This is a genomic window from Embleya sp. NPDC127516 (assembly GCF_044765325.1).
GTDB lineage: Bacteria > Actinomycetota > Actinomycetes > Streptomycetales > Streptomycetaceae > Embleya.
Map to the genome: position 1 here is coordinate 106,285 of NZ_JBIWJT010000004.1, position 23,767 is coordinate 130,051.

The following is a 23,767-nucleotide window of genomic DNA, read 5'->3' on the forward strand; positions in this document are numbered from 1 at the left end:
AATCTGGGTGAATGGACCAGGATCCGAGCTGGTGGGTACGCGTCGCGCTGGAGGACTGGCACACCCGCGCGGGACCGCGCCATCGACGGATCGCCGAGTCGCTGGCCGAGGCGATCGAGCGCGGCCTCGCCGGCCCGGGCGCGCGGCTGCCCGCCGAGCGCCCGTTGGCGCACGCCCTGGGGGTCGGCCGCGGCACCGTCGTGCGCGGCTACGAGACGCTCGCCGAGGCCGGCCTGGTGGAGCGGCGCCAGGGCGCGGGCACGTTCGTGTGTCCCCGGCCCGGGTGGACGCATCCGCCCACCCCGGTCGCGGCCCCGGTCCGGCGGCGCCTGGTCGCCGACGCCGACGTGCTCGACCTGTCCCTGTCGGTACCCGCCGGGACCGGGCATCTGCCGCCCGCGGACGGCGCGTTCGTGTTGTCTCAGGACGACGGGCACGGCCTGCCCCCGGACGGCCTGCCCGAACTGCGCGCGGCCTTGGCCGACCACCTCACCACGCACCTGGGCCTGCCGACCACACCCGACCGGTTGATCGTCACCGCCGGTGCCCGGCACGCGCTGTCCCTGGTGCTCGCGGCGCTGGTGTCACCGGGACGGGCGGTCCTGACCGGCTGCCCGGGCACGCCCGGCCTGGCCGCGGCGGTGACGGCGGCCGGGGGTCGGCCGATCGGTGTCGGTGTGGACGCCCTGGGCCTGGACGTGGCCGCCGTGGACCGGGCCGCCGCCCGGCTGCACGCACCGGTGATCCTGGCCGCCTCGGCCGCGCACGACCCGACCGGCGCTCCGCTGGCCGAGCTCCGCCGCCGCGCCCTGCTCACGGTGCGGCGCGCCCGGGACGCGGTGCTGGTGGAGGACCTGACCCAGGCCGGACTGGGCCTGGGACCGGACCGTGCCCCTCCCGTACCGCCGGCCGCGGCCGACGACGACACGGTGATCGCGTTCGGCTCGCTGTCCAAGATGTTCTGGGCCGGCCTGCGGGTGGGCTGGCTGCGCGCGCCGGACGCGCTGCGCGGCCGGCTGACCCGGACCCGCGCGACCGGCGCGGCGGCGAGCGTACCCGCGCAGGTGCTCGCCGCCCGCCTGCTGCGAGCCGCCGACGCGCACTGGCAGGAGGAACTGCGTCGAGCGCTGACCGAACGCCGCGATCTGCTGCTGGACCTGCTGGCCGGTCAGTTGCCGGCCTGGCGGGTGCAGGCGCCGCGGGCCGGGCTGTCGGTGTGGGCGGACCTGCCGGTCGCGGACAGTACGACGTTCGCGCACCTGGCCGCGCGGTACGGCGTGCTGGTCCTGCCCGGCGCCGACGCGTGCGTGGACGGCCGACACCATCGCGGCGTGCGGTTGTCCTTCGCCGAGTCGGCGGCCACCCTCGAGTCGGCCGTCGACCGGCTGACCGCCGCGTGGGAGGAGCACACCCGTCGACTGGCGGCGAGTCGCTGACGGGCACCGACCCCTTCGTCGGCCGGCGTGGTGAATCCCATGGGTTCCGGCCTGCTCGGGCCGGGCAGCGACAAGGACATGACCTCTTCCGCCTCCGCCATGCCGTACACCGAACTGGGCCGCACCGGCCTGACCGTGGGTCGCATCGTGCTCGGCACGATGAACTTCGGGCCCGCCACCGACGAACGCGACAGTGGCGAGATCATGGACGCCGCGCTCGACGCGGGCATCAACCTGTTCGACACCGCGAACGTGTACGGGCGCTCCCAACTGACCGGCGCCGGCGCCCGGGGGGACACCGAGGAACTCGTCGGCCGCTGGCTGGCCGGGGGCGACCGGCGCGAACGGGTCGTGCTGGCCACGAAGGTCTACGGCAGTTGGGGCGACTGGCCCAACTCGGGCGGGCTCAGCGCCCGGCACATCCGCCGGGCCTGCGAGGACAGCCTGCGCCGCCTGGGCACCGACCACATCGACGTCTACCAGATGCACCACATCGATCGCCGGGTCCCGTGGGAGGAGATCTGGCAGGCGATGGACCTGCTGGTCACGCAGGGCAAGGTGCTCTACGTCGGGTCGTCGAACTTCGCCGGCTGGCACATCGCGCAGGCCCAGGAGGCGGCGGCCCGCCGATCCTCGCTGGGTCTGGTCAGCGAGCAGTGCCTGTACAACCTGGCCGAGCGGGCCGCCGAGGCCGAGGTGCTGCCGGCGGCGCGGGCCTACGGCCTCGGGGTCATCCCGTGGTCGCCGCTGCACGGCGGCGTACTGGGCGGGGTGCTGGAGAAGGAGCGCGCGGGCGGTCGGCACCGCTCCGCCGGGGACCGGGCGGCGGGCGAGGTGGCCGAGCGGCGCGAGCAGATCCAGGCGTATGAGGACCTGTGCGGCAAGATCGGTACGCCGCCGGGGGAGGTCGCGCTGGCCTGGCTGCTCACCCGCCCCGGGGTGACCGGCCCGATCGTGGGCCCGCGCACACGAGACCAATTGGACTCGGCGCTGCGGGCCACGAGCGTCGAGTTGAGCCCGGAGACACTCGCCGAACTGGACCGGATCTTCCCCGGCCCGGGACCCGCGCCGGAGTCTTTCGCCTGGTAGCGGGCCGGTCGCCGACCGGGTGCCGGGCCCACCGTCACCCGGTCGCAAGCGGGTGGAATGAGATGTGACCCAGGTCACATCATCGATCGAAATATCCGGGGACTTCCTGTCCGTTTAACCCAGCGAATCAACAATCGGGGAATCACTCCCCGGTTATCGCTCGGGTACCGACAGGAAGGAGCCGGATCATGGGCAGCACCGTCATTGCCACCGACGTCGCCGAGGACCGTGGCCCGCGACTTCGTGCGGACGCCCGGCGAAACCGCGAGCGGATCGTCGCCGCGGCACGCGAGATGTTCGTCGAGCACGGCGCCGAGGTGCCGTTCGACGAGGTCGCCCGCCGCGCGGGAGTCGGCAACGCGACCCTGTACCGCCACTTCGCCGACCGCAACGAGCTCGCGCAGCGGGTGATCCTCTCCGTCCTGGAACGGATCACCGAGCGGGGCGAGCTGGCCCTGGCCGAGGAGCCGGAGGCCTTCACGGCCCTGCGGCGCTTCGCGCACGGCGCGACGGAGGAGCGGATCGGGGCTCTGTGCACGCTCATGTCCGCCGGAGTGGACAAGACGCACCCCGAGATGGTCGCCGCCCGGGCACGGTTGGAGCACTTGGTCGAGACGCTGATGGAGCGCTCTCGTACCGAGGGCCGGCTGCGTACCGACGTCGGCTCGGGCGATCTGCTGATGGCGATCACCCAGCTCACCCGACCGCTGCCCGGGATGGGCGGCTGCGTGGTGAACGACCGGTTCGTGCACCGTCACCTGGACGTGCTGCTCGACGGTCTGAGCACCCCCGACCCCACCCCGCTGTCCGGCACCGCCGTGGCACTGGGGGACATCGAACGGCTTGCCGCCGAACACGAGGGGCGGCCTTCCGGGCACTGACGCGCCCCACCGACTTCCCGAACCTTCGCAGCACCTCGTGACCGCGTAACGACCACGAACACCTCACCGTCGCCCCGCCGTTTCCGCGCGGGCGAGGGAGCACCGTCCACCCTCGCGACGTCCGTCGTCGCATCGCACCCCCCAAGTGAGTACCCCCATGTCTGCAACCGCCCCGCCCAAGACCACCGTGCCCGATCCCAGGCGCTGGAAAGCGCTCCTGTTCATCGCCATCGCCCAGTTGATGGTCGTCCTCGACGGCACCATCGTGAACATCGCGCTGCCGTCCGCCCAGACCGACCTGGGCATCTCCGACGGCAACCGGCAATGGGTGATCACCGCGTACGCCCTCGCGTTCGGTGGGCTGCTGCTCTTCGGCGGCCGGATCGCCGACCTGTGGGGTCGACGCCGCACCTTCATCGTCGGCCTGACCGGTTTCGCCGCCGCGTCCGCGCTCGGCGGCATAGCCGCGAGCACCGGCATGCTGCTCGGCGCCCGGGCGCTCCAGGGCGCGTTCGGCGCGCTGCTCGCCCCGTCCGCGTTGTCCCTGCTCGCGGTGATGTTCACCGACGCCAAGGAACGCGCCAAGGCGTTCGGCATCTTCGGCGCGATCGCCGGTGGTGGCGGCGCGGTGGGCCTGATCCTGGGCGGCGTGCTCACCGAGTACCTGAACTGGCGCTGGACCTTCTTCGTCAACATCCCGTTCGCCGCGGTCGCCGCGGCCGGTGCCGTACTGGTCATCAGTGAGCCCGCCGGGACCCGCAACCGCTCGCCGCTGGACATCCCCGGCGTGGTGCTGTCCTCGGTCGGCCTGGGCACCCTGGTCTACGCCTTCACCCGCGCCGAGAGCCACGGTTGGACCTCGGGCAGCACGGTGGGCCTGTTCATCGCCGCGGCCGTCCTGCTCGCGTCGTTCGTCTTCGTGGAGAGCCGGGTCAAGGCCCCGCTCCTGCCGCTGCGGGTGATCGCCGAGCGCAACCGGGCCGGCATCTACCTCTCGCTCGGCCTGGCCATCATCGCGATGTTCGGCATGTTCCTGTTCCTCACCTACTACCTCCAGATCGTCAAGGACTTCTCGCCGGTGATGACCGGCCTGGCGTTCCTGCCGATGATCGCGGGCATGATCACCGGCTCGACCCAGATCGGCGCGCGCCTGATGACCCGGGTCCCGGCCCGGCTGCTGATGGGCCCCGGCTTCCTGACCGCCGGTGTCGGCATGCTGCTGCTCACCCGGATCGAGGTCGGCAGTTCGTACGTCGGGCTGATCCTGCCCGCGCAGATCCTGCTCGGCCTGGGCATGGGCACGGCGTTCATGCCGGCGATGAGCCTGGCCACCCACGGCGTCCAGCCGCGGGACGCGGGTGTCGCCTCGGCGATGATCAACACCTCGCAGCAGGTCGGCGGCGCGATCGGCACGGCGCTGCTGAACACCATCGCGGCGAGCGCGACCACGGCCTACGTGGCCTCGCACACGGCCGGTTCGGCCGGCCTGGAGCAGCTCAAGATGCAGGCCATGGTGCACGGCTACGCCACCGCCATCTGGTGGGCGGTCGGCATCCTGGCGCTGGCCTCGGCGATCGCCTTCACGTTCATCACCGTCGGGCACGGCGACAGCACGGTGGTCGCCTCGAACGACAAGGACGCGGACACCGACGCGGACGAGTTGCCGGTTCCGGTGCTCGTGCACTGACCGCACGATCGGTGCCGCCGGGTCTTCCGGACCTCACGGCACCTCGGTCGCGGGCCCCATCGCCGTCGGCGGTGGGGCCCGCGCCGTGTCCGGGACCGCTATCCGGGTCCGGGCGGCCGAGGGTCGCGGCCCGGACGCGGGGGTTGCGGACCGGCCGCGCCGACCGGGTGCACGACGTCGTCCAGCGGGAGCGGCAGTGCCTCGCAGACCACCGTGCCCGGCCGGGCGCCGCGCGCGAGGTAGGCGTTGACCCGGGCGTCGACACACGCGTTGCCGCTGTCGTAGGCGATGTGGTTGCCCGCGTCCCGGACGAAGATCATCGGCTGGTGCGACTCGGCGGCGGCGATCAGCGCGCCGTCGGCGGGCGTCGCCGGGTCGAGCTGGTTCTGCACCATCAACATCCGGGGCAGCGTGGCCGCGTTCGGCACGACCGGGTGCGCGGTCGCGAACGGGTAGAAGGCACAAGGCTGTTCGGTGGCGAGCGAGCCGGCCAACGGATAGCGCGCGCCGAGCCGGTCACCCTCGGCGACCCAGCGGGCCGGGTCCCGCGGCCACCGGGCGTCGCCGCACCGGATCGCCCAGTGCGCTCCGCTGTCCGGCATGCCGACCGGCACCCTGGGCGCGGCGAGCAGGTCCACCGCCCGGGTCGGATCGCCGCGCAGCGTGACCAGCAGTTCGGCCCACCGCGGCCAACCGTCGGAGTTGTACAGCACGGTCGCCTGCGTGGCGTCCAGCGCCGTACCGCGCCCCTGCCCGGCGACGGCGGCGCGCAACTCCTCGTACGCGGCGCCCGCGGCCTCCGGGGTGTCGCCGAACCCGTACCGGTCGTGGTGGCGGGCGAGCCAGGGCAGGAACTGCACGTCGAAGCGGCGCCGGAAGCCGCGGGCCCACGACTCGACGAAGACCTCCTCCGGCGTGGACAACCAGTTCATGCTCGAATCGAGCACGAAGCGGTCCACCCGATCGCGGAACGCGGCCGCGTACCACACGCCCAGCCAGGTGCCGTAGGAGAAGCCGAGGTAGTCGATGCGGCGCTCGCCGAGCACGGCTCGGATCAGGTCCAGGTCCCGCGCGGTCTGATCGGTGGTCACATACGGGGCGAACGCCGCGTCCGCGCAGGCCTGTCCGACCAGGCGCGCGTTCGCGAGCTGCCGTGCGACGTTGGCCGGCGAGCGGTCGCGGGCGTCGGCGACCGAGTCGTATCGCGTCCAGTCCACGTCGCAGTCCAGGCTCGTGGAGGGCGCGACTCCCCGGGGCGCGAAGCCGATGATGTCGTGGGTCCGCAACAACTCGGGCTGGGACCGGGCGATCCGGGTCGCCGACGCCGAGCCGTCGATGCCGGGGCCGCCGGGGTTGACCAGGAGCACGCCGCGCCGCGCCGATCCGCCGGTGCTCGCCACCCGGGTCACCCGCACGGTGATCGTGCCCTTGCTCCGGTCGTACCAGTCCAGCGGCGCGCGCACGTCCGCGCAGGAAGTGACCGGGTGGTCCCGCCAGTCGGGATCGCGCGGGCCGGGCGAGGTGTACCAGTCGCACACCCGCCAGTGCGGACGCTGCGCGCCGAGGGAGCCGTACGGGTTGACCGCGCCCGCGTTCGCGTCGGCACCGGAGGCGGCCTGTGCGTCGGTGCCGACGAGGGTGCCGGCGACGCCGGCGAGCAGCGCCGCGCACGAAACGGCGATCCGCAGGCCGCGTCGGGGGGTGGTGCGGCGCCGGGCCGGCGGGAGCCGGGGGTCGGGGGACTGCATGGGGCTCCAGTCGAGCGGGGCCGAGAGCCGGGCCACAGGGGAGGTGGGTTGCCCCGCCGCGGCCGGGGGTGCCGGGGGTGGGATGGGGGTGGGGCGGGGGACGCCGGAAGTGTGCCGGGGGTGCCGGGGATCTGCGGTGGGGGTACCGCCGTGTTGTCCGGGAGGCCGGGTTCGCTCGGGCCCGACCCGGCCCGGCCTCGCTCAGGGGAGGATCGCGTCCACGTACCCGCCGTCCACCCGCAACGCACCGCCCGTGGTCGCCGACGCGAAGTCCGAGCTGAGGTAGACCACCATGTGCGCGATCTCCTCGGGCTCGATCAACCGCTGGATAAGCGACTGGGGGCGGTGGCGCCGCATGAACTCGCGCTGTGCCTGTGGCCACGGCAGCGCCGGGTCGACCAACTCGTAGACGAAGTCCTCGACTCCGCCGGTGTGGGTCGGCCCGGCGATCACCGAGTTGACCGTCACCCCGCTACCGGCCGCCTCTTTGGCGAATCCGCGCGACACCGCGAGCAACGCCGTCTTGGACATGCCGTATTGGATCATCTCCGCCGGGATGACCACCGCCGAGTCGCTGGCGATGTTCTGGATCCGCCCCCAGCCGCGCTCGCGCATCCCGGGCAGGTGGGCGCGGATCATCCGCACCGCGGTGAGCACATTCACCTCGAAGTAGCGCCGCCACTCGGCGTCGTCGATCTCCAGCGCGGGCCGGGCTCCGAAGATGCCGAGGTTGTTCACCAGGATGTCCACGTCCGGCGCCGCCGCCGATACCCGCGCGGCCCCCTCGTCGGTGGCGATGTCCCCCGGCGCCGCCCGGAACTCCCCGCCGGGCACCTCGCCGCGCATGCGCTCCACCGCCGCGTCCACGGACTCGGGGGTGCGCCCGTTCACGGCGACCCGGGCCCCGGCCCGGGCCAACCCCACCGCGATCGCCGCCCCGATCCCCTGGGTCGACCCGGTGACCAACGCGCTCTTCCCGGCAAGATCGATCAACACGCTGCGAACCCTTCGTCCGACACCCATCCCCGACCACGTCCAGTAGATCATTCGAGCGACCGGTTCGGAGTCGGCGACGGGCCGACCATCACGAGGGATCCGCGGATGCCGCGCCGTGCCACGAGCGCCGTGGGCACTCCCACCCGCTGCCGGGCGGGTGACAGCGCCGCCCGGCCGGCGTCACCGGAACGCCGGGATCACCTCCTTGCCGAACAGTGCGATCATCGAGGCCAGTTCGTCGAAGGAGCCGCGCGTGGACGTCGGGCCGGTGTCGCCCGGCAGGCCCGCGCCGAAGGCGGCGTGGATGTGGTCGCTGCCGGTACGGTCGCGGTAGTCGGCGATCTGGGCGATCACGTCCTCGGGGCCACCCCACAACAGCCGGTCCCGGGCGATTTCCTCGGCGGGGACGTGTTCGCCGGCGTCCAGGCGGTGGAACAACTCGCGCTCCGTGGCGTCCTCGGCCGATTCGCGCCAGTGCTCGAGCAGGCCGCCGACGTACGCGGGCAGCACCTCCTCGGCGACGGTACGGCGGTCCTTGCCGAGCCACGCGTACCGGCGCAGCACCCAGTCGGGTCGCCGGGCGTGCCGCGCGCACGCCGCCCGGTAGACCGCCAGGCAGGATCGTGCCTTGGCCAGGGACTGGACCGGGCCGCACAACCACGCGTCACCCAGGCGCGCGGCGCGCTCGACGGCGGCGTCCGCGACGCCCGCCACCCACAGCGGGATGCCCTCCTGCACCGGGCGCGGGTACACGGTCAGTTCGGGGAAGTCGTGGAAGCGGCCCCGATAGGCGACGTTCTCCCGGGTCCAGACCAGACGGAGGATCTCCAACGCCTCCTCCATCCGCGCACCCCGGGTGCGGAACTCGGATCCGTGCGCCGCGTACTCCAGCGGCCACCAGCCCAGTCCGACGCCGAGGGTGACCCGTCCGCCCGAGATCTCGTCGATCGTGGCGACCTGTTCGGCGACCCGCAGGGGATGGTGCACCGGGAGTTGGAAGATGCCGGTGCCCACCCGCAGGACGTCCGTCCGGGCGGCCACGGCGGCCAGCAGCGTGAGCGGGTCGCTCATGTTGCCCGGCATGAAATGGTGGTGGCCGACGGTGGCGGTGTCGAAACCGGCCTCCTCGGCGATCCGGGCCAGCGCGAACGTGCGGTGATAGGGCTGCGCGTGACCGGGATCGCGCAGCACGGGCAGGGACATGGAGAACCTCATGCGCACGACCTCATCCGAAGAGCCTCATGCGGGCGGAAGCTAGCAGCGACCTCGCGAGCTCTCCAGAGCCATGACACCGTCCGTCGTTCGATACCCGAGTGGCGCGGTCGCACGACGCGAACCGCCCGGTACGCTCGGCCGGCGGGAAGCGCCGCGGGCGCGGGCAGCACGACACCGGAGGCGAAGACGATGAGCGAGCAGGTCGCGGTGGGTCTGGTCGGGGCCGGACCGTGGGCGAGGCTGGTGCACGCGCCGGTGTTCGCGGCCGGGCCGGAGACCCGGCTCGCCGCGGTGTGGGCACGCCGGCCGGAGGCGGCCCGGGAACTCGCCGAGTCCTACGACGCCCGGGCGTGCGCGGAGTTCGACGAGTTGCTCGACGCGTGCGAGGCGGTGGTCTTCGCGATCGCCCCCGAGGCCCAACCCCCGCTCGCCGAGCGCGCGGCGCGGGCGGGCAAGGCGGTGCTGCTGGAGAAGCCGATCGCGGCCGACCCGGACACCGCACGCCGCCTGGCCGATGTGATCGACACGGCCGGGGTCGGCTCGATGGTCGCGCTGAGCGCACGATACGCGCCGCGTGTACGGGAGTTCCTGGCCCACCTGGAGAGCGCCGAGACGCCGTGGCGCACGGGCAGGTTGACCTGCGTCACCGGCGCGTTCCTCGGCGGTCCGTTCGCGGCGTCGCCGTGGCGACAGGCGCGCGGCGCGATCCTGGACGTGGGGCCGCACGCGTTCGACCTGATGAGCGTCGCGCTGGGCGACATCGTGGACCTGCGGGCCGACTCCGCGGGCGCGGGCTGGGCGGCGCTTCAGCTCGTCCACGCCGGCGGCGCGGTGTCCCAACTGGTGTTGTGCTGCTCGGCCGAAGGCGGTCACCGCTACGACGTGGACGTATACGGATCGGCCGGGGCCGCCACGCTGGACCTGTCCACGGCGATCGACGGGTCCGCCTTCGCGGTGCTGCGCGCGGAGTTCGCGAGCCTGGTCCGCGACGGCGGCCGGCACGTGTGCGATGTTCGTCGCGGACTGTACCTCCAGGAGATCGTCGCCCGCGCCGAACAACAACTCGCCGCGGCACGCTGAGTCGCGCGCCGCGACGCTCCGCCCCGGCGGATCAGGCCGTCGGCTTGCGGCCGATGCCACCGGCCATCAGCTTCTGACCGACCGTCAGCGGCTCCTCGACCGATTCCTCGGGCTGCCACAGCGGCAGGAAGACCACGCCCGGCTCGACCGGTTCGAGGCCGTCGAAGTACGCGGAGATCTCCTCGATGGTCCGGAATCGTCCCGAACCCAGGTCGGTGAGCAGCGCCTTCTCCAGCGCGACCGCGTCCGGGCTGGACGCGCAGAAGTGCGTGAGGAAGAGGAAACTGCCGGGCGGCAGCGCCTTCTTGTAGGCCTCCACGATCGCCTCGGGGCCCTCGTCGTCGTTGAGGTGGTGCACGACACCGACGAGCATCAGGCCGATCGGCTGGTCGAAGTCGATCAGCGCGAGCACGTCCGGGTGGGACAAAATCTCGGCGGGCTCGCGCAGGTCGGCGGTGACCACGGTGGTCCGGTCGTTCTCCGCGAGCAGCGCCCGGCCGTGCGCGAGCACGATCGGGTCCTTGTCCACGTAGACCACACGGGCCTCGGGCGAGTGCTCCTGCGCCACCTGGTGGGTGTTCTGCACGGTGGGCAGGCCGGATCCCAGGTCGAGGAACTGACGGATGCCCTGCTCCGCCATGTACCGGACCCCGCGCCCGAGTATCGCCCGGTTGTACCGGCCGACATCGCCTATCTCCGGGACGATCGCCAGCGACGCCTCGGCGATCGCCCGGTCCACCGGGTAGTTGTCCTTGCCGCCGAGCACCGCGTCGTAGACCCGCGCGATGCTGGGCGTGGAGATGTCGATGCCGACCGGTCGCCAGTCGTCGTCCGATCCGACCGGAGAGTTGCCCGCCGCTTGCGAGTCGTCTGCCATGAAAGGCTCCAACCATGGGGTGAGTGATGACCAGTTCCCGTTGACGGCAAGCCTATTGGTGCCGGACTCGATTTGTTGGCCGGGGCAAGGACCAACGCCCACCCTCCCCCGTCACTCCGGAATGTCCTCGAACTCCCGTGCGAATAAAGCGAGATGACGGGAGATCAACACGCCCGGATCACCGCGATTCGCCCCCCGCGTCGGTATCCTCGCTCCCCTGGCCGCCGTAGCGGCGCTCGAATTTGGCGATCGCCCCTTCGGGGTCCACCGTGCGGGCATTGCCGGTGTAGAACGGATGGCTCTTCGAGGAGATCTCCACGTCGACGACGGGGTAGGTGTTCCCGTCGTCCCACTCGATCGTCTCCTCGCTGACCGCCGTGGACTTGGTGAGAAAGGCGTATCCGGCGGACCTGTCCCGAAAGACCACCGGACCGTACGACGGGTGCTTGTCCTGCTGCATCGCTGCTCCTCGGCTGGATCTCGATAGGCCACCGACCCGACGCGCGCCACACACGCGCTCTCTTCCGACGGCCTCGCCAACACCCTCGCGAACAATCCCCGCCCCCGCGAGACCACACACCCGTCCGGCTGAACGGAACCACCTGTCCGGCAACGCGAACCACCCGATAATCGAGGCATGGATCGCATCAGCCATTTCCGTCGTGAGGTCCGCGCGTTCGAGGCCGCCGCGCGACGATGCCTCGACGGCGGGGACGCGCCCGTCGTGCCGTCCTGTCCGGAGTGGACCATGTCCGATCTGGTCGTCCACCTCGGGGGTGTACATCGCTTCGTGACGCGGGTCGTCGACGCGCGGCTGGGCGAACCGCCGGATGTCTCCGACGTCGGCATCTTCGCGCTGCCCGAGGACCGCGCCGGTTGGCCGGACCCGGTGGGGCCCACGCCCACGTGGGGACCGCTCGCGCCCGGGCTGGTCGACTGGTTCGCCGCCGGGGCGGACGAGTTGGCTCGGGCGTTCGCGCGGACCGCGGCCGAGGAGCGGGTCTGGACCTGGTCCGACGAGCAGACCGTCGGCTTCTGGCTGCGCGTGCAGACCATCGAGGCCGCCGTGCACCGCTGGGACGCCGAGAACACGGTCGGGCCCGCGGCGCCGATGCACGCCGAGTTGGCGGCGGACGCCGTGGGTCAGCACTTCGAGGTGATGATCCCGGCCCGGCGAGCCCGAGTGGCGGCCGCGGCCGGGTCCGGGGAGCGCCTGCGGCTGCGGCGGATCGACGGTCCGGGCGTCTGGGCGGCGCGCTTCGCCGGCGATCGGGTCCTGCTCGGCGACACCGACCGACCCTGCGATGTCGAACTGGCCGGCACCGCCTCCGACTTGATGCTCTTCGTGTGGGGACGCCTCGCGGCGGACCGGCTGGAGATCACCGGCGACCGCGACGTGCTCGACCGCTACTCGACCCTCGTCCCCTCCGTGTAGGGCGGCGTCGACCCCGTCTCCGCCGGGAGCCCTCCGGCGTAGCCGCGCGTCGCCCGACGGCGCGGCGCGGGCCGACCCGGGCCCGGTGCTCAGTCGTCCGGCGGCGGGGCGTCCGTCGAGGCGTCCAGGACCCTGGGGAAGGGGCGCGGGTAGTGCACGCCGAGGTGGAATCGGTCGGCGAGGACGTCGGCGAACGCCGCCGCGATCCGGTACTCGCCGGCCGGGTTCGGGTGCAGGCCGTCGCCGGTGTGGTCGGCCGCGACGAATTCGGCGTCGGTGCGGGCCACCACGACCGGGGACTCGTCGGTGTTCAGGTCGGCCGCGATGGCGTCGATGCGGGCGTTGAAGCTCGCCGCGCGGGCGGCGAACTCCGGATCCGGGCCCGCCTGGTGGGTGGGCAGGACGTGGCCGAGCACGATCCGCAGGCTCGGCCCGGCTCGGCGGGCCTCGGTGATGAAGTCGCGCAGCTTGGCCTCGAAGGCGGCCGGCTCGATCGGGGGTCGGCGCAGGTCGTCGACACTCATCAGGACCAGGAGGTAGTCGGGTCGGTACTCGGCCACCTCGGCCCCGATGTCGCCGAGCGGATCCTTGGAGCCGACCAGGTCCAGGCGCACGTCGTGGGCGCGCAGGTGGCGCCACAGCCGGTAGCGCCAGGTCCGGTCGCCGCTGCCGACGTGACCGATCGAATCACCGGCGATCATCACCGGGACCTCGTGCCTCGCACCCGTCATCGTGCCTCCCGGGTCGATCCACCGGCCGCGTCCGGGCACCGGTCCTCCCCCAAACGGTAGGTTCGACTGCCCCGGGCCGCCCGCCCGACTACCGCGAACGGGTGGTGAGCGCCCGGGCCCGTCCCGTCATCCGACCGCCGTGCGCAGTACGTCCGGCAGCGGCCGGCTGTGCACGATGTGCAATCGGGACACCGCCCTGGTCAGCACCACGTACAGGCGGCCCGCGCCCCGCGCCTCGGCGGCCACGATCGCGGCCGGTTCGACCGCCACCACGTGGTCGTACTCCAGGCCCTTGGCCAGCGTCGCGGGCAGGACGGTCACCCGTACCTCGCCGGTGGGATCCGGCGTGTCGGCCGTGCCGGTGGCGATGCCCGCCTCGGCCAGCGCCGCGCGCAGCGGTTCGGTGCCCGCGCCGTCCGCGATCACCCCGATCGAGCCCTCGTGGGCGAGTGCGGCGCGCACCGCGGCGACCGTCGCGGCGACCGGGTCGGCCACCTCGTGCACGGTCAGCGCGCCGTCCTCGCGCAACGATCGGGCCGCGGGTACGTCCACGTCCAGGCTCGCGAGCAGACGGTTCGCCAGCGCGACGATCACCGCGGGCACCCGGAAGCCCACGGTCAGCGGGGCCACCTCGGCGTCGGGTCGACCCAGGTGGGCGAGCAGTTCGGGCCAGGTACGGGCCGACCACGGCGTGGTGCCCTGGGCCAGATCGCCGAGCACGGTGACCGAACCGAAGCCGATCCGGCGGGCCAACGCGCGGCACTGCATCGGGGACAGGTCCTGGGCCTCGTCGATCACCACGTGGCCGTAGCCGGCCGGGCGCTCGATCAGCCCGGCGACCTCGTCGAGCAGCACCAGGTCGGCGGCCGACCAGCGGGCACTGCGCCACGAACGCGGCGGCTTCGCCCAGCCGATCACGCGCTGCTCGTCGGCGGTGAGGATGCCGTCCGCCGCGGCGGCCAGCGCGTCCGGGTCGGCGAGGATCCCGGCCAGGACCTGTTCCGGGCCGGTCTGCGGCCAGCACCGGTCGACGAAGCCGCCGACCGCCTTGGATCGGCCCATTCGGCGCAGCCAATCACCGGTCGGCGGGCCGGAGTTGCGCTCGGCCTGGCGTTGCAGCACGGCCACCGCGCGGGCCCGGACCCGCTCCCGGCCGACCTGGTAGGGGGTGTCCTCGGCGCGTACCCCCTCGACGATCTCGGCCAGCTCCTCCAGGGTGATCCGCCGTCGATAGGAGCCGTCCGGTACGGCGACCGGTTCGCCGGGCGGGGCGATCCGCGCGTAGAGCGCACGACGCAGCACGCCGGCCATCCGGGCGTCGTGCTTGACCAGTTCGGCGGCCGGTTCGTCCCGGGCCCGGATCGGGTGTCGGCCGACCTCGTCGTCGATGGTGGCCTGGCGGATGCCGGTCTCGCCGAGGGCGGGCAGCACCTCGGCGATGTAGTGCAGGAAGGCCCGGTTGGGGCCGACGATCAGCAGGCCGCCGCGTTGCAGGCGTTGCGGGTGGGTGTAGAGGAGGTAGGCCGCGCGGTGCAGGCCGACGGCGGTCTTGCCGGTGCCGGGGGCGCCCTGGACGCAGATGGAGGCGGTCAGGTCGCGGCGGACCAGGTCGTCCTGCTCGGGCTGGATGGTGGCGACGATGTCGCGCATGGGGCCGACCCGGGGCCGGCCGATTTCGCCGGCCAGGATCGCGCCGGGGACGCCGGGTGCGCTCGCGCCGGGTGCGGGCCGGGCGTCGAGGTGTTCGTCCTCCAGGCTGGTCAGGTCCTCGGCGGCGCCCGTGCTCCACGGCGCCCAGCCGAACCGGCGGCGGACCGCGACGCCCTGCGGGTCGCGGGCGCTCGCCCGGTAGAAGGCCCGGGAGATCGGCGCGCGCCAGTCGACCACCAGCGGCGGGGCGGCCAGGTCGGTGGTGATCCGGCGCCGGCCGATGTGGTAGCGGCGACCGCGGTGCTCGCCCGCCGCCGCCGTCCCGGCGAAGTCGAGTCGGCCGAAGAACAGCGGGGTCTGCGCGAGTTCGCCCATCTCCTTGGCGCGGCTGCGCAGCGTGTAGCCCAGCGCCTCGGCGTCCGCGCCGGACGCGGAGACGTCGGCACCGGTGACGACGTGTTCGGCGGCGCCCGCGACCATCGCGGCCATCGCCTCGCGGCAGACCTCGTGGTAGTCGCGTTCCCGACCGAGTTCGGCATCGAGTGCGGCATCGAGTGACGTCATACCGACCAGGGTAATGCAACTCGGTTAAATATGTTACCGAGTAACGCTTCCGTAGCGGGTCAGCCCCGCCTCCAGTTGGTCGAAGGCCCGTTCCGCGGTCGCGCCGGCCACCGCGCGCAGGTCCGCCGCGCGCTCGCCCGCCGCGATCCGCCGCCAGTTCTCCCGGGCCAGGATCCGTTGCACCGCGATGATCTGGCCGGCCGCCAGGCGCGCCTCGACCTCGTCCGGGCCGCCCAGCGCGGCGGCCAGCGCCTCCTCGGCGCCCTCGGTGTACGCGAACACGCGGGCGAGCAGCGCGGGGGTTCCGTACAGCAGTCGGTGGAAGGCCAGTACCTGCGGGTCGTCGCTGAGTCCGGTCACCGGATCGTGCCGATCCAGCCCGGCCAGGAAGTGGCGGCGCAGCGCCGTCAGCGCGGAGACGTCCTCGGGTCGCCCGGCCACCACCCGGCCGGCCTCGTCCTGGTGGTCGGCGAACCGATGCAGCACCAGGTCCTCCTTGGTCGGGAAGTACCGGAACAGCGTCGGTTTGGAGACCTCCGCGGCCTCGGCGACCTCGGCCACCGACACCGCGTCGAAGCCCCTGGCCAGGAACAATCCGATCGCGACGTCGGAGATGTTCGCCGCCATCCGCAACCGCTTCCGCTCCCGCAGCCCCATCTCACCGCTCATGCGCGGCACCTTACGGGAGACCGCCGCGGTGGGCGTCGGGTGCTGCGCCGGGCGACGCGCACTCCCCCGGGGTCCGGGGCACCATCGCCGGCCGGGCCCGCGACGACCTATGCCGCGTCCACGACCCCGATCTCGCGCGCGTGCAGTCCGGCGAACACCACGTCCGCCACCGACCGCGAACCGCATCCGTCGATGTCGACCACGATCGCGTGCCGGGGATCTGCCTCGAGCGCGAGCGCGACGTGCGCCTCCGCGACCCGTTCGAGCGCGCCCCGGCGGGTGAGCCAGCCCCGGTCGTCGGCGGACAGCACCTGCTGCGCGGACAACCGGTCGCGCAGCGTGCGGGCCGACCCGGTGAGGTGGACGGTGACGGTCGGCTGCTCCAACACGGCCCGGTACTCGGCGACCTGGGCACTGAGCCGGGTCCCGTCGGCGCGGTAGATCGCCGCACCGTCGGCGGCGACTCCGGCCGCCCAGGTGTGCACGACCACCGGCCCGGCCGGCCGCTGCCGCTTGACGAGCGCGTCGGCCCGGAGCAGCCCGGCCAGGCCCAGGCCGTAGCCGGGTCGGGCATCCAGGCGGATCGATTCGGCGCGCCCGGCGATCGGCGTACAACCGAGCGCGGTGCCGAGGGTGTCCGCCAGCGCGGCGCCGCCGGCTCCGGGCGGTCCCTCGATCGCGATGAACGTGTGGTGGTCGGTGCGCCCGGCGGGAGCGCGCCCTGCGAGCGTGGTCGGGGTCATCGCGGTGTCCTGGTTCGCTGGGATGGCCGTCGGTCGCGGACGGACCCGCCCGAGCGTGCGAGCACGTCGCCGGCCGTCGCCCCTCCACGTTGCCCGATCCCGGGATGCCCCCGCAGGATCGACCGGGCGAACATCAGGCAACCACGAGGGTACCCGTCGGGGCGGCCGAACATCGAACTCGCGCTGCGTGAAGCCACGTTCACACGGGCACACGGCGCATTCCGGGACCGTTCCCGGCACGGCGCCGAGCCCGCGACGGGACGGCCGGTCGCGCCGCGGGCAGTTGCCGCCACGCGGGCCCGCCGCCCATGGGGACAAACCCGACGGCCTCTCGGTTAGGCTCCCCGAATGGCACAACTTCCGACGGTCGCCGAGATCACCGCACTGCACAAGGCCTACGCACCGAGCCGGGCGATCTTCGAGAAGGTGCACACGCACTGCCACATCGTCTGGCGGATCGCCGATCACCTGACGGCCGGCCCCGGCGGCGCGGACGTGGACCGCGATCTGGTCCGGGCCGGGTGTCTGCTGCACGACATCGGGGTCTACCGCCTCTACGACGAGAACGGCCGACTGGACGGCGCCAACTACGTGCGCCACGGGCTGCTCGGTGCGGAGATCCTGCGCAAGGAGGGCCTGGACGACTCGCTGCACCGCTTCTGCTCGTGCCACACGGGTGTCGGATTGACCCGACACGACGTGGTGAGCCAACAGTTGCCGATCCCGGTCGACGACTACGTCGCGGAGTCCGCCGAGGAGCGGCTGGTGATGTACGCGGACAAGTTCCACAGCAAGTCGAATCCGCCGCGCTTCCTGCGCCCCGACACGTTCGCGGCCAGGATCCGCCGCTTCGGGGACGACAAGGTGGTCACGTTCGAGGCGCTGAAGGCGGAGTTCGGTACGCCCGAACTCGACGCGCTCGCGACCGAGTTCGGCCACCCGCGACGATCACTCGCGAGAACCGCCCGACAGCCGAGAGCACCGATCCGGAGGCACCGTCATCGTGACCCCACCGCCACCCTCCGCCCGTACCGCCGAGCAGCGCAAGCAGGACACCCTCGATCGGCTCGAGAACGACGTCGACGCGTGGGTGGCCACCGCCGACGCGCAGACCGGAACGCCGTACCTGGTACCGCTGTCCTTCCTGTGGGAGGGCGAAACGCTGCTGATGGCCACCGCCTCGGCGAGCCCCACCGCTCGCAACCTGCTGGCCGGCGGCACCCTGCGGCTCGGTATCGGACCCACTCGGGACGTAGTGCTGATCGAGGCCACCGCCGAGGCGTTCCCGGCGGCGGACATCGCCGACGACCTCGGCGACACGTTCGCCGCCAGGATCGGTTTCGATCCGCGTGTACTCACCACGTCCTACCACTACTTCCGGGTCCGTCCGCGTCTGGTCCAGGCCTGGCGCGAGGCCAACGAGATCAAGGGCCGCGACCTCCTGCGCGACGGCACCTGGCTCGTTCCGTAGCCGGCACCGCCGCGGGCACCCACCGGCCGGAGTGCTCCCGCCGGTGGGATCCCGGCACTTCGCGGTCCGTGCGTCCGGGGCGTGTCCTAGGACTCCAACGCCTCGCGCGTGCGCTCGAGTTCGTCGGGGTCCGCCGTGGTGGGGACCAGGAAGAGTTCGTCGAAACCGGCCTCGCGGACGGTGTCGACGGCCTTGCGCAGCGCCTCGGGCGTGTACGCGGTGACGTTCTCGGCGACGGCCTCGCCGATCTGCTCACCGAAGACCTTCAGATAGTCGAACGCGTAGGCGCGCAGCCGGGATTCGGCGTCGGTACCCAGGGCGTACCACAGGCTCGTGGACAGGTGTGGTCGGTCGGTGCGGCCCGCGTCGCGCCACGCGCCCCGGACCCGCTCGGCGACGTCGCGCAGCGTGTCGGGATCCGGTGCCGCCACGGCGGAGCCGTCGTCGACGCCGGCGGCCCAACGCGCCGCCCGGGCGGTCGCCATCGGGCCCATGGCCCCGGCGACCAGCGGCGGTCCGCCCGCCTGGATCGGGGGCGGTCCGACCGGTTCCAGGTCGGGTGCGGGCGGCTCGCCGGCCCAGATCGAGCGCATCGTCGCGACCTGGTCGTCCATGCGTTGCCAACGCCGCTCGAACGGGGCGCCGACCGCGCGGTAGTCCTGTTCACGACCGCCGACCCCGATCCCGACGGTCAGTCGTCCCGCGCTCAGTCGGTCCACCGAGGCCAGGTCCTTGGCCATCCGGACCGCGTTGTGCGACGGCAGGATCACGATCGTGGTCCACAGCCGGACCCGCTCCGTCAGCGCGGCGGCCGCGGCGAGTTGCACGGTGAGCGAGTGGCTGGTGTAGGTGATGCGCTCCGGTACCGCGAGGCTCGACCACGGACCCTCGTCGATGCCGCGACACCAGCGCAGTACCTCGTCGCGTCCGTGGGGCAGCATGGTCGGCAGGGTCATCGCTATGTCCATGCCGCCGGATGGTGCCGCATCGGGTCGACGGGAACAATGGCCGGCGCGCCGGACGCGGGGTGGACCGGCCCGCCGCCGGTCTCTCGTGGGTGCCGGCGGCGGGGGTCGCTTCGGGAGACTCGGCTGCCGGGGGACGGCGGCAGCCGAGTCGCATCGGGTGGATCGGGCCGGGGCACGCCCCAGCGGCGGAACCGTGCTCCGGTCAGCTACCGAAGTAGTTGTCGAAGTTGCGGGAGAACTCGAGGTTGTTGAATCGGTCCCAGTTGATCGACCAGCTCATCAGCCCGCGCAGGTTCGGCCGTACGCCGCCGCGTGGCGTGTAGCTTCCGCAGTTGCTGCCCTTGGTCAGGCAGTCGAGTGCCTTGTTCACCTCGGTGGTGGACACCCAGCCGTTGCCCGCCTGGACCGAGGCCGGCATGCCGATCGCGACCTGTTCGGGCCGCAGTGCCGGGAACACGTTGTTGGTGTTGCCCGCGACCGGGAAGCCGGCGAGCAGCATGTCCGTCATCGCGATGTGGAAGTCGGCACCGCCCATGCTGTGGTACTGGTTGTCCAGGCCCATGATCGAGCCGGAGTTGTAGTCCTGGACGTGCAGCAGGGTCAGGTCGTCGCGCAGGGCGTAGATGACCGGCAGGTAGGAACCACAGCGCGGGTCCTGGCCGCCCCACTGTCCCGACCCGTAGTACTGGTAACCCATCTGCACGAAGAACGTCTCGGGCGCCATGGTGAGCACGAATCGGCTGCCGTACTTGGCCTTGAGCGTCTTGACCGCCGAGATCAGGTTGACGATCACCGGTGTGGTCGGGTTCTTGAAGTCGGTGTCGCCGGTGTTCAGCGACAGCGAGTGGCCCTCGAAGTCGATGTCCAGGCCGTCCAGTCCGTATTCGTCGATGATCCTGCCGACCGATTCGACGAACTTGTCCCGCGCGGCGGTGGTGGACAGTTGCACCTGGCCGTTCTGCCCGCCGATCGAGATCAGCACCTTCTTGCCGGCCGCCTGCTTGGCCCTGATGGCGGCCTTGAAGTCGGCGTCGCTCTCCACGCTCGGGCACTCGGTGACCGGGCAGCGCACGAACCGGATGTCGCCGGAGGTGACCGACGTCGGCTCGCCGAAGGACAGGTTGATCACGTCCCAACTCGCGGGTACGTCGGCCATTTTCGTGTAGCCCGCCCCGTTGGCGAAGCTCGCGTGCAGGTAGCCGACCAGCGCGTGCGGGGGCAGTTGGCCGCCTCCGCCGTCGGTGCCGGTGGTCGCCGTGACGGCCGCCGACTTGGCCGACTCGCCCGCCGAGTTGGTCGCGCTGACTTGGAAGTTGTAGGCGGTGGCCGGGGTGAGTCCGGTCACCGTGGCACTGGGCCCGGTCGCCGTCTGGGCCAACGTGCCGTTGCGGTAGACGTTGTAGCCGGTCGCGCCGGGCACCGCGGTCCACGACAGCGGCACGGTCGTGGCGGTCGGCGTACCGGCGGCCAGGCCGGTGGGGGTGGCCGGGACCACGACGACGCCGGAGGTGGTCGCGCTCACGGTCGCCGACTTGGCCGATTCGCCGGCCGAATTGGTGGCGCTGACCTGGAAGCCGTACGTCGTCGCCTGGGTCAGGCCGGTGACGGTCGCGCTCGTGCCGGTGACCGTCTGGGCCAACACCCCGTCGCGGTAGACCTTGTAGCCGGTCGCGCCGGGCACCGCGGTCCACGACAGCGGCACGCTGGAGGCGGTCGGCGTGCCCGCCGCGAGCCCGGTGGGCACCGCCGGGATCTGGGTGCCGCCGCCGGGGCCGGTCAGGGCCAGGTCGTCGGCGTAGTAGGCGCCGGTGCCGTACCAGCCATGCGTGTACAGGGTCACCGACGTGGTGTTGGGGCCGGTGCGGAACGTGGTGGTCAGCCGGGTCCAGTCCGGCGCGGAGCCGGTCCAGGTGGCCGGGTCGGTGGTGCCGGTGCCACTCGCGCCGATGTATACGTAACTGCCGCGTACCCAGCCGGAGATCACGTAGTCGGAGGAGGGTTGCACGGTGACGGTCTGGACGCAGCGCGCGTTGTCGCTGCCGGCCGGGGTCGCCTTCAGGGCGGAAGTGCCGCCGTGCACTGGGGTGCTGACGGTGGCTCCGCTGCCGGCGCTACAGGTCCAGTCGGACATGCCGGACTCGAAGCCGCCGTTGCGGACGAGTTCGGCGGCATCGACCGCGTCGGCGGTGCCGCCGGCGGCGGTGAGCATGGCGGCGGTCAACAGGGCGGTGCTTGCCGCGGCCACGAGGGGGCGCAGCCGTTTGGGGGGACGAACGCTGGTGGATCCGGACATGGGAATCCTCGCGTGGTCGGAACGGGACTGGGCGGGGCGGGACCGAGCGTGGTTGAGCTGAGCCGGGCCGGCCGAGCGGGGGCCGGCCCGGGCCGAGCGGGATGGGGCCGCGCCCGGGCCGGTCGCGTGGTCCGGCCCGGGCGCGACGCGCTACGGGAGCGTGTCGAGGTGCGGGCCGACCGTGTTGGAGAACTGGTTGCCGTTCAGGGCGTCCCAGTTGGTCGACCAGGTCATCGCACCGCGCAGACCCGGGTAGGTCTTGCTCGGCTTGAACGTGCCGCAGCCGGTGCCCTTGGTCAGGCAGTCGAGCGCGTTGTTGACCACGCTCGGGGGCACGTAGCCGGATCCGGCGCCGCGCGGCGACGCGGGCAGACCGAGGCCGACCTGCGAGGGGGCCAGGCCGCCTTCGAGCTGGATGCAGGCGAGGCCGGTCATGAAGTCGACCGTGCCCTGGCTGTACACCTTGCCGTCACAGCCGAGCATCGCGCCGCTGTTGTAGTACTGGGTGTTGACGACGGTCAGGATGTCCTTGATCGCCAGCGCGGTCTTGAAGTACTCGGTGCCGGTGGACTGCATGTCCAGCGTCTGCGGCGCCATGGTGATCACCAGGCCCGCGCCGACCTTGCCGGACAGCGAGCGCAGCGCCTGGGTCATGTAGGTGGAGTTGATGCCGTTCTCCAGGTCGATGTCCACACCGTCGAACCCGTAGTTCTGGATCAGTGTGTACAACGTGTTGGCGAAGTTGGTCGCCGACGCGGAGCTGTTGACCGAGACGGTGCCCTTCTCGCCGCCGACCGAGATGATCACCTTTTTGCCGGCCGCCTTCTTGGCCGCGATGTCGGCCTTGAACGCCGCCTCGGAGTAGTTCAGCGCCGGGTCCAGGGTGAACGAGACGCCGCCCGGGGTGCCGGTGGCGTCCGCGAAGGAGACGGCGATGATGTCGTACTCGGCGGGCACCTGGGCGATGGTCTGCACGGTCGCGCCGTTGTTGAAGTTCTGCCAGTAGCCGGTGAGTACGTGCTTGGGCAGTTGGCCGCCGCCCCCGCCGCCGGTGGTGGTCGCGGTCACCGCGGCCGACTTGGCCGACTCGCCCGCCGCGTTGGTCGCGCTGACCTGGAAGCTGTAGGAGGTGGACGCGGTCAGACCGCCGGCGGTCGCGCCGGTCCCGGTCACGGACTGCACTTTGGTGCCGTCCTGATAGAGGTTGTAACCGGTGGCACCGGGAACGGAGTTCCACGACAGCGGGACGCTGGAGGCGGTCGGCGCGCCGGCCGCGAGGCCGGTGGGGGTGGCCGGGATCTGGGTGCCGCCGCCGGTGGTGGTCGCGGTGACCGTCGCCGACTTGGCCGACTCGCCCGCCGAGTTGGTCGCGCTGACCTGGAAGCCGTACGCGGTCGAGGGGGTCAACCCGGTGATGTTCGCGGTGGTCCCGGTCACCGACTGCACCTTGGTGCCGTTCTGGTACACGTTGTAACCGGTGGCGCCGGGAACGGGGTTCCACGACAGCGGCACGCTCGACGAGGTCGGCGCGCCGGCGGCCAGGCCGGTGGGCACCGCCGGGATCTGGGTGCTGCCGCCGGGGCCGGAGAGCACGATGTCGTCGGCGAAGTAGGCCGGTTGGCCGTACCAGCCGTGCGTGTAGACGGTGACCGAGGTGGTCGAGGCGCCGGTGCGGAACGTGGTGGTGAGTTGCTGATACGTTCCGGCACCCGGCGTCCAGGTGGACGGGTCGGTGGTGCCGGTGCCCGTTGCCCCCAGGTACACGTAGCTGCCCTGGACCCAGGCGCTCAGCGTGTAGGCCGAGTTGGGCAGCACCGTGACCGTCTGTGCGCAACGGGCGTTGTCGGAGCCCGCCGGAGTGGCCTTGAGCGCGCCGGTGCCGGCATGCGTCGGAGTGCTCACCGAGGCCCCGGAACCGGCCGAACAGGTCCAGCCGGCGAGGCCGTTCTCGAAGCCGGGGTTGCTCACCAGGTTGTCCGCGGCCTGCGCGCTGCCGGCGACCGCGACGGTCAGTCCGGCGCCGGCCAGGGTGAGCGCCGCGAGTGCGGCGAGGGTGGGGTGTCCGCGGCGAGGGGACTTCGCTCGCGGAACGTGCGAAACGCGTGCCACTACTGCCTCCGTGCGTGGAGAAGCGATGTAGGTGGAAGTCGTGCGACCGCGTGCGCGTCAGCCCGCCCTGCGCGCTAATGGTCTAGGCCAAAGTGGTCCAGACCAATAGAGCGTGTCAAGGTTTT

The 23,767-nt window shown here is 72.5% G+C and carries 19 protein-coding genes and 1 pseudogene; 8 read left to right on the top strand and 12 right to left on the bottom strand.

Annotated features, from left to right (window positions below; all coding sequences use genetic code 11):
• Nucleotides 1–11 precede the first annotated feature (11 nt).
• The 4 genes from ACIRL2_RS08350 to ACIRL2_RS08365 all read left to right on the top strand — a co-directional run bounded on the left by ACIRL2_RS08350 (nucleotide 12) and on the right by ACIRL2_RS08365 (nucleotide 5,093).
• Entirely contained in the window at nucleotides 12–1,436 is a 1,425-nt protein-coding gene (locus ACIRL2_RS08350; RefSeq protein ID WP_402230995.1) for a PLP-dependent aminotransferase family protein, read from the top strand.
• A gap of 99 nt (nucleotides 1,437–1,535) precedes the next feature.
• Nucleotides 1,536–2,525, top strand: a complete 990-nt coding sequence (locus tag ACIRL2_RS08355) for an aldo/keto reductase (RefSeq protein WP_395859305.1) — start codon at nucleotides 1,536–1,538, stop codon at nucleotides 2,523–2,525.
• A gap of 188 nt (nucleotides 2,526–2,713) precedes the next feature.
• Entirely contained in the window at nucleotides 2,714–3,406 is a 693-nt protein-coding gene (locus tag ACIRL2_RS08360) for a TetR/AcrR family transcriptional regulator (protein WP_402230998.1), read from the top strand.
• A gap of 157 nt (nucleotides 3,407–3,563) precedes the next feature.
• Nucleotides 3,564–5,093: an MFS transporter gene (locus ACIRL2_RS08365; protein WP_395858665.1), complete on the top strand. Its 1,530-nt coding sequence runs from the start codon at nucleotides 3,564–3,566 to the stop codon at nucleotides 5,091–5,093.
• 98 nt (nucleotides 5,094–5,191) lie between these two features.
• On the opposite strand, the gene ACIRL2_RS08370 is transcribed toward ACIRL2_RS08365, so the two are convergent.
• The 3 genes from ACIRL2_RS08370 to ACIRL2_RS08380 form a co-directional block, all read right to left on the bottom strand.
• Nucleotides 5,192–6,841 carry an alpha/beta fold hydrolase gene (locus tag ACIRL2_RS08370; protein ID WP_402231001.1) on the bottom strand — a complete coding sequence of 550 codons (1,650 nt, stop codon included), beginning with the start codon at nucleotides 6,839–6,841 and terminating at the stop codon, nucleotides 5,192–5,194.
• Nucleotides 6,842–7,042: 201 nt separating this feature from the next.
• Nucleotides 7,043–7,837, bottom strand: coding sequence for an SDR family NAD(P)-dependent oxidoreductase (locus tag ACIRL2_RS08375; RefSeq protein ID WP_395858667.1), 795 nt, complete (start codon nucleotides 7,835–7,837; stop codon nucleotides 7,043–7,045).
• 180 nt (nucleotides 7,838–8,017) lie between these two features.
• On the bottom strand, nucleotides 8,018–9,052 hold the full coding sequence (locus ACIRL2_RS08380) for an LLM class flavin-dependent oxidoreductase (protein WP_402231005.1): 1,035 nt from the start codon (nucleotides 9,050–9,052) through the stop codon (nucleotides 8,018–8,020).
• A gap of 189 nt (nucleotides 9,053–9,241) precedes the next feature.
• Between ACIRL2_RS08380 and ACIRL2_RS08385 the strand changes: the two genes are divergently transcribed.
• Entirely contained in the window at nucleotides 9,242–10,132 is an 891-nt protein-coding gene (locus ACIRL2_RS08385; protein ID WP_395858670.1) for a Gfo/Idh/MocA family protein, read from the top strand.
• 31 nt (nucleotides 10,133–10,163) lie between these two features.
• Here ACIRL2_RS08385 and ACIRL2_RS08390 read toward each other — a convergent pair whose 3' ends face one another.
• Nucleotides 10,164–11,009, bottom strand: a complete 846-nt coding sequence (locus ACIRL2_RS08390) for an SAM-dependent methyltransferase (RefSeq protein WP_395858671.1) — start codon at nucleotides 11,007–11,009, stop codon at nucleotides 10,164–10,166.
• A gap of 178 nt (nucleotides 11,010–11,187) precedes the next feature.
• Nucleotides 11,188–11,469, bottom strand: coding sequence for a type B 50S ribosomal protein L31 (locus ACIRL2_RS08395; protein ID WP_402231008.1), 282 nt, complete (start codon nucleotides 11,467–11,469; stop codon nucleotides 11,188–11,190).
• Between the two features lie 177 nt (nucleotides 11,470–11,646).
• On the opposite strand from ACIRL2_RS08395, the gene ACIRL2_RS08400 reads away from it, so the two are divergent.
• Nucleotides 11,647–12,444: a maleylpyruvate isomerase family mycothiol-dependent enzyme gene (locus ACIRL2_RS08400; RefSeq protein ID WP_395858673.1), complete on the top strand. Its 798-nt coding sequence runs from the start codon at nucleotides 11,647–11,649 to the stop codon at nucleotides 12,442–12,444.
• An 89-nt stretch (nucleotides 12,445–12,533) separates the two neighbouring features.
• Here ACIRL2_RS08400 and ACIRL2_RS08405 read toward each other — a convergent pair whose 3' ends face one another.
• From ACIRL2_RS08405 to ACIRL2_RS08420, 4 genes are all read right to left on the bottom strand, one after another.
• Nucleotides 12,534–13,175, bottom strand: coding sequence for an SGNH/GDSL hydrolase family protein (locus tag ACIRL2_RS08405; protein WP_402231011.1), 642 nt, complete (start codon nucleotides 13,173–13,175; stop codon nucleotides 12,534–12,536).
• A 126-nt stretch (nucleotides 13,176–13,301) separates the two neighbouring features.
• Complete coding sequence (locus ACIRL2_RS08410; RefSeq protein ID WP_402231014.1) at nucleotides 13,302–15,389, bottom strand: HelD family protein; 2,088 nt, start codon at nucleotides 15,387–15,389, stop codon at nucleotides 13,302–13,304.
• Nucleotides 15,390–15,422: 33 nt separating this feature from the next.
• On the bottom strand, nucleotides 15,423–16,058 hold the full coding sequence (locus ACIRL2_RS08415; protein WP_395858677.1) for a TetR family transcriptional regulator: 636 nt from the start codon (nucleotides 16,056–16,058) through the stop codon (nucleotides 15,423–15,425).
• Nucleotides 16,059–16,165: 107 nt separating this feature from the next.
• On the bottom strand, nucleotides 16,166–16,801 hold the full coding sequence (locus ACIRL2_RS08420) for a hypothetical protein (protein WP_395858678.1): 636 nt from the start codon (nucleotides 16,799–16,801) through the stop codon (nucleotides 16,166–16,168).
• A 348-nt stretch (nucleotides 16,802–17,149) separates the two neighbouring features.
• Between ACIRL2_RS08420 and ACIRL2_RS08425 the strand changes: the two are divergent.
• Nucleotides 17,150–17,740 (top strand): annotated as a pseudogene (locus ACIRL2_RS08425) (HD domain-containing protein); the annotation flags it as partial.
• Between the two features lie 64 nt (nucleotides 17,741–17,804).
• Complete coding sequence (locus ACIRL2_RS08430; RefSeq protein WP_395858680.1) at nucleotides 17,805–18,272, top strand: pyridoxamine 5'-phosphate oxidase family protein; 468 nt, start codon at nucleotides 17,805–17,807, stop codon at nucleotides 18,270–18,272.
• Nucleotides 18,273–18,358: 86 nt separating this feature from the next.
• Here ACIRL2_RS08430 and ACIRL2_RS08435 read toward each other — a convergent pair whose 3' ends face one another.
• The 3 genes from ACIRL2_RS08435 to ACIRL2_RS08445 form a co-directional block, all read right to left on the bottom strand.
• A complete protein-coding gene (locus tag ACIRL2_RS08435) occupies nucleotides 18,359–19,240 on the bottom strand; it encodes an LLM class flavin-dependent oxidoreductase (RefSeq protein WP_402231017.1) in 882 nt (293 codons plus the stop codon).
• 202 nt (nucleotides 19,241–19,442) lie between these two features.
• Nucleotides 19,443–21,533 (bottom strand): fibronectin type III domain-containing protein, encoded by a 2,091-nt coding sequence (locus ACIRL2_RS08440; RefSeq protein ID WP_402231020.1) that lies wholly within the window; start codon nucleotides 21,531–21,533, stop codon nucleotides 19,443–19,445.
• A gap of 150 nt (nucleotides 21,534–21,683) precedes the next feature.
• Entirely contained in the window at nucleotides 21,684–23,642 is a 1,959-nt protein-coding gene (locus tag ACIRL2_RS08445; protein ID WP_395858683.1) for a fibronectin type III domain-containing protein, read from the bottom strand.
• Nucleotides 23,643–23,767 lie beyond the last annotated feature (125 nt).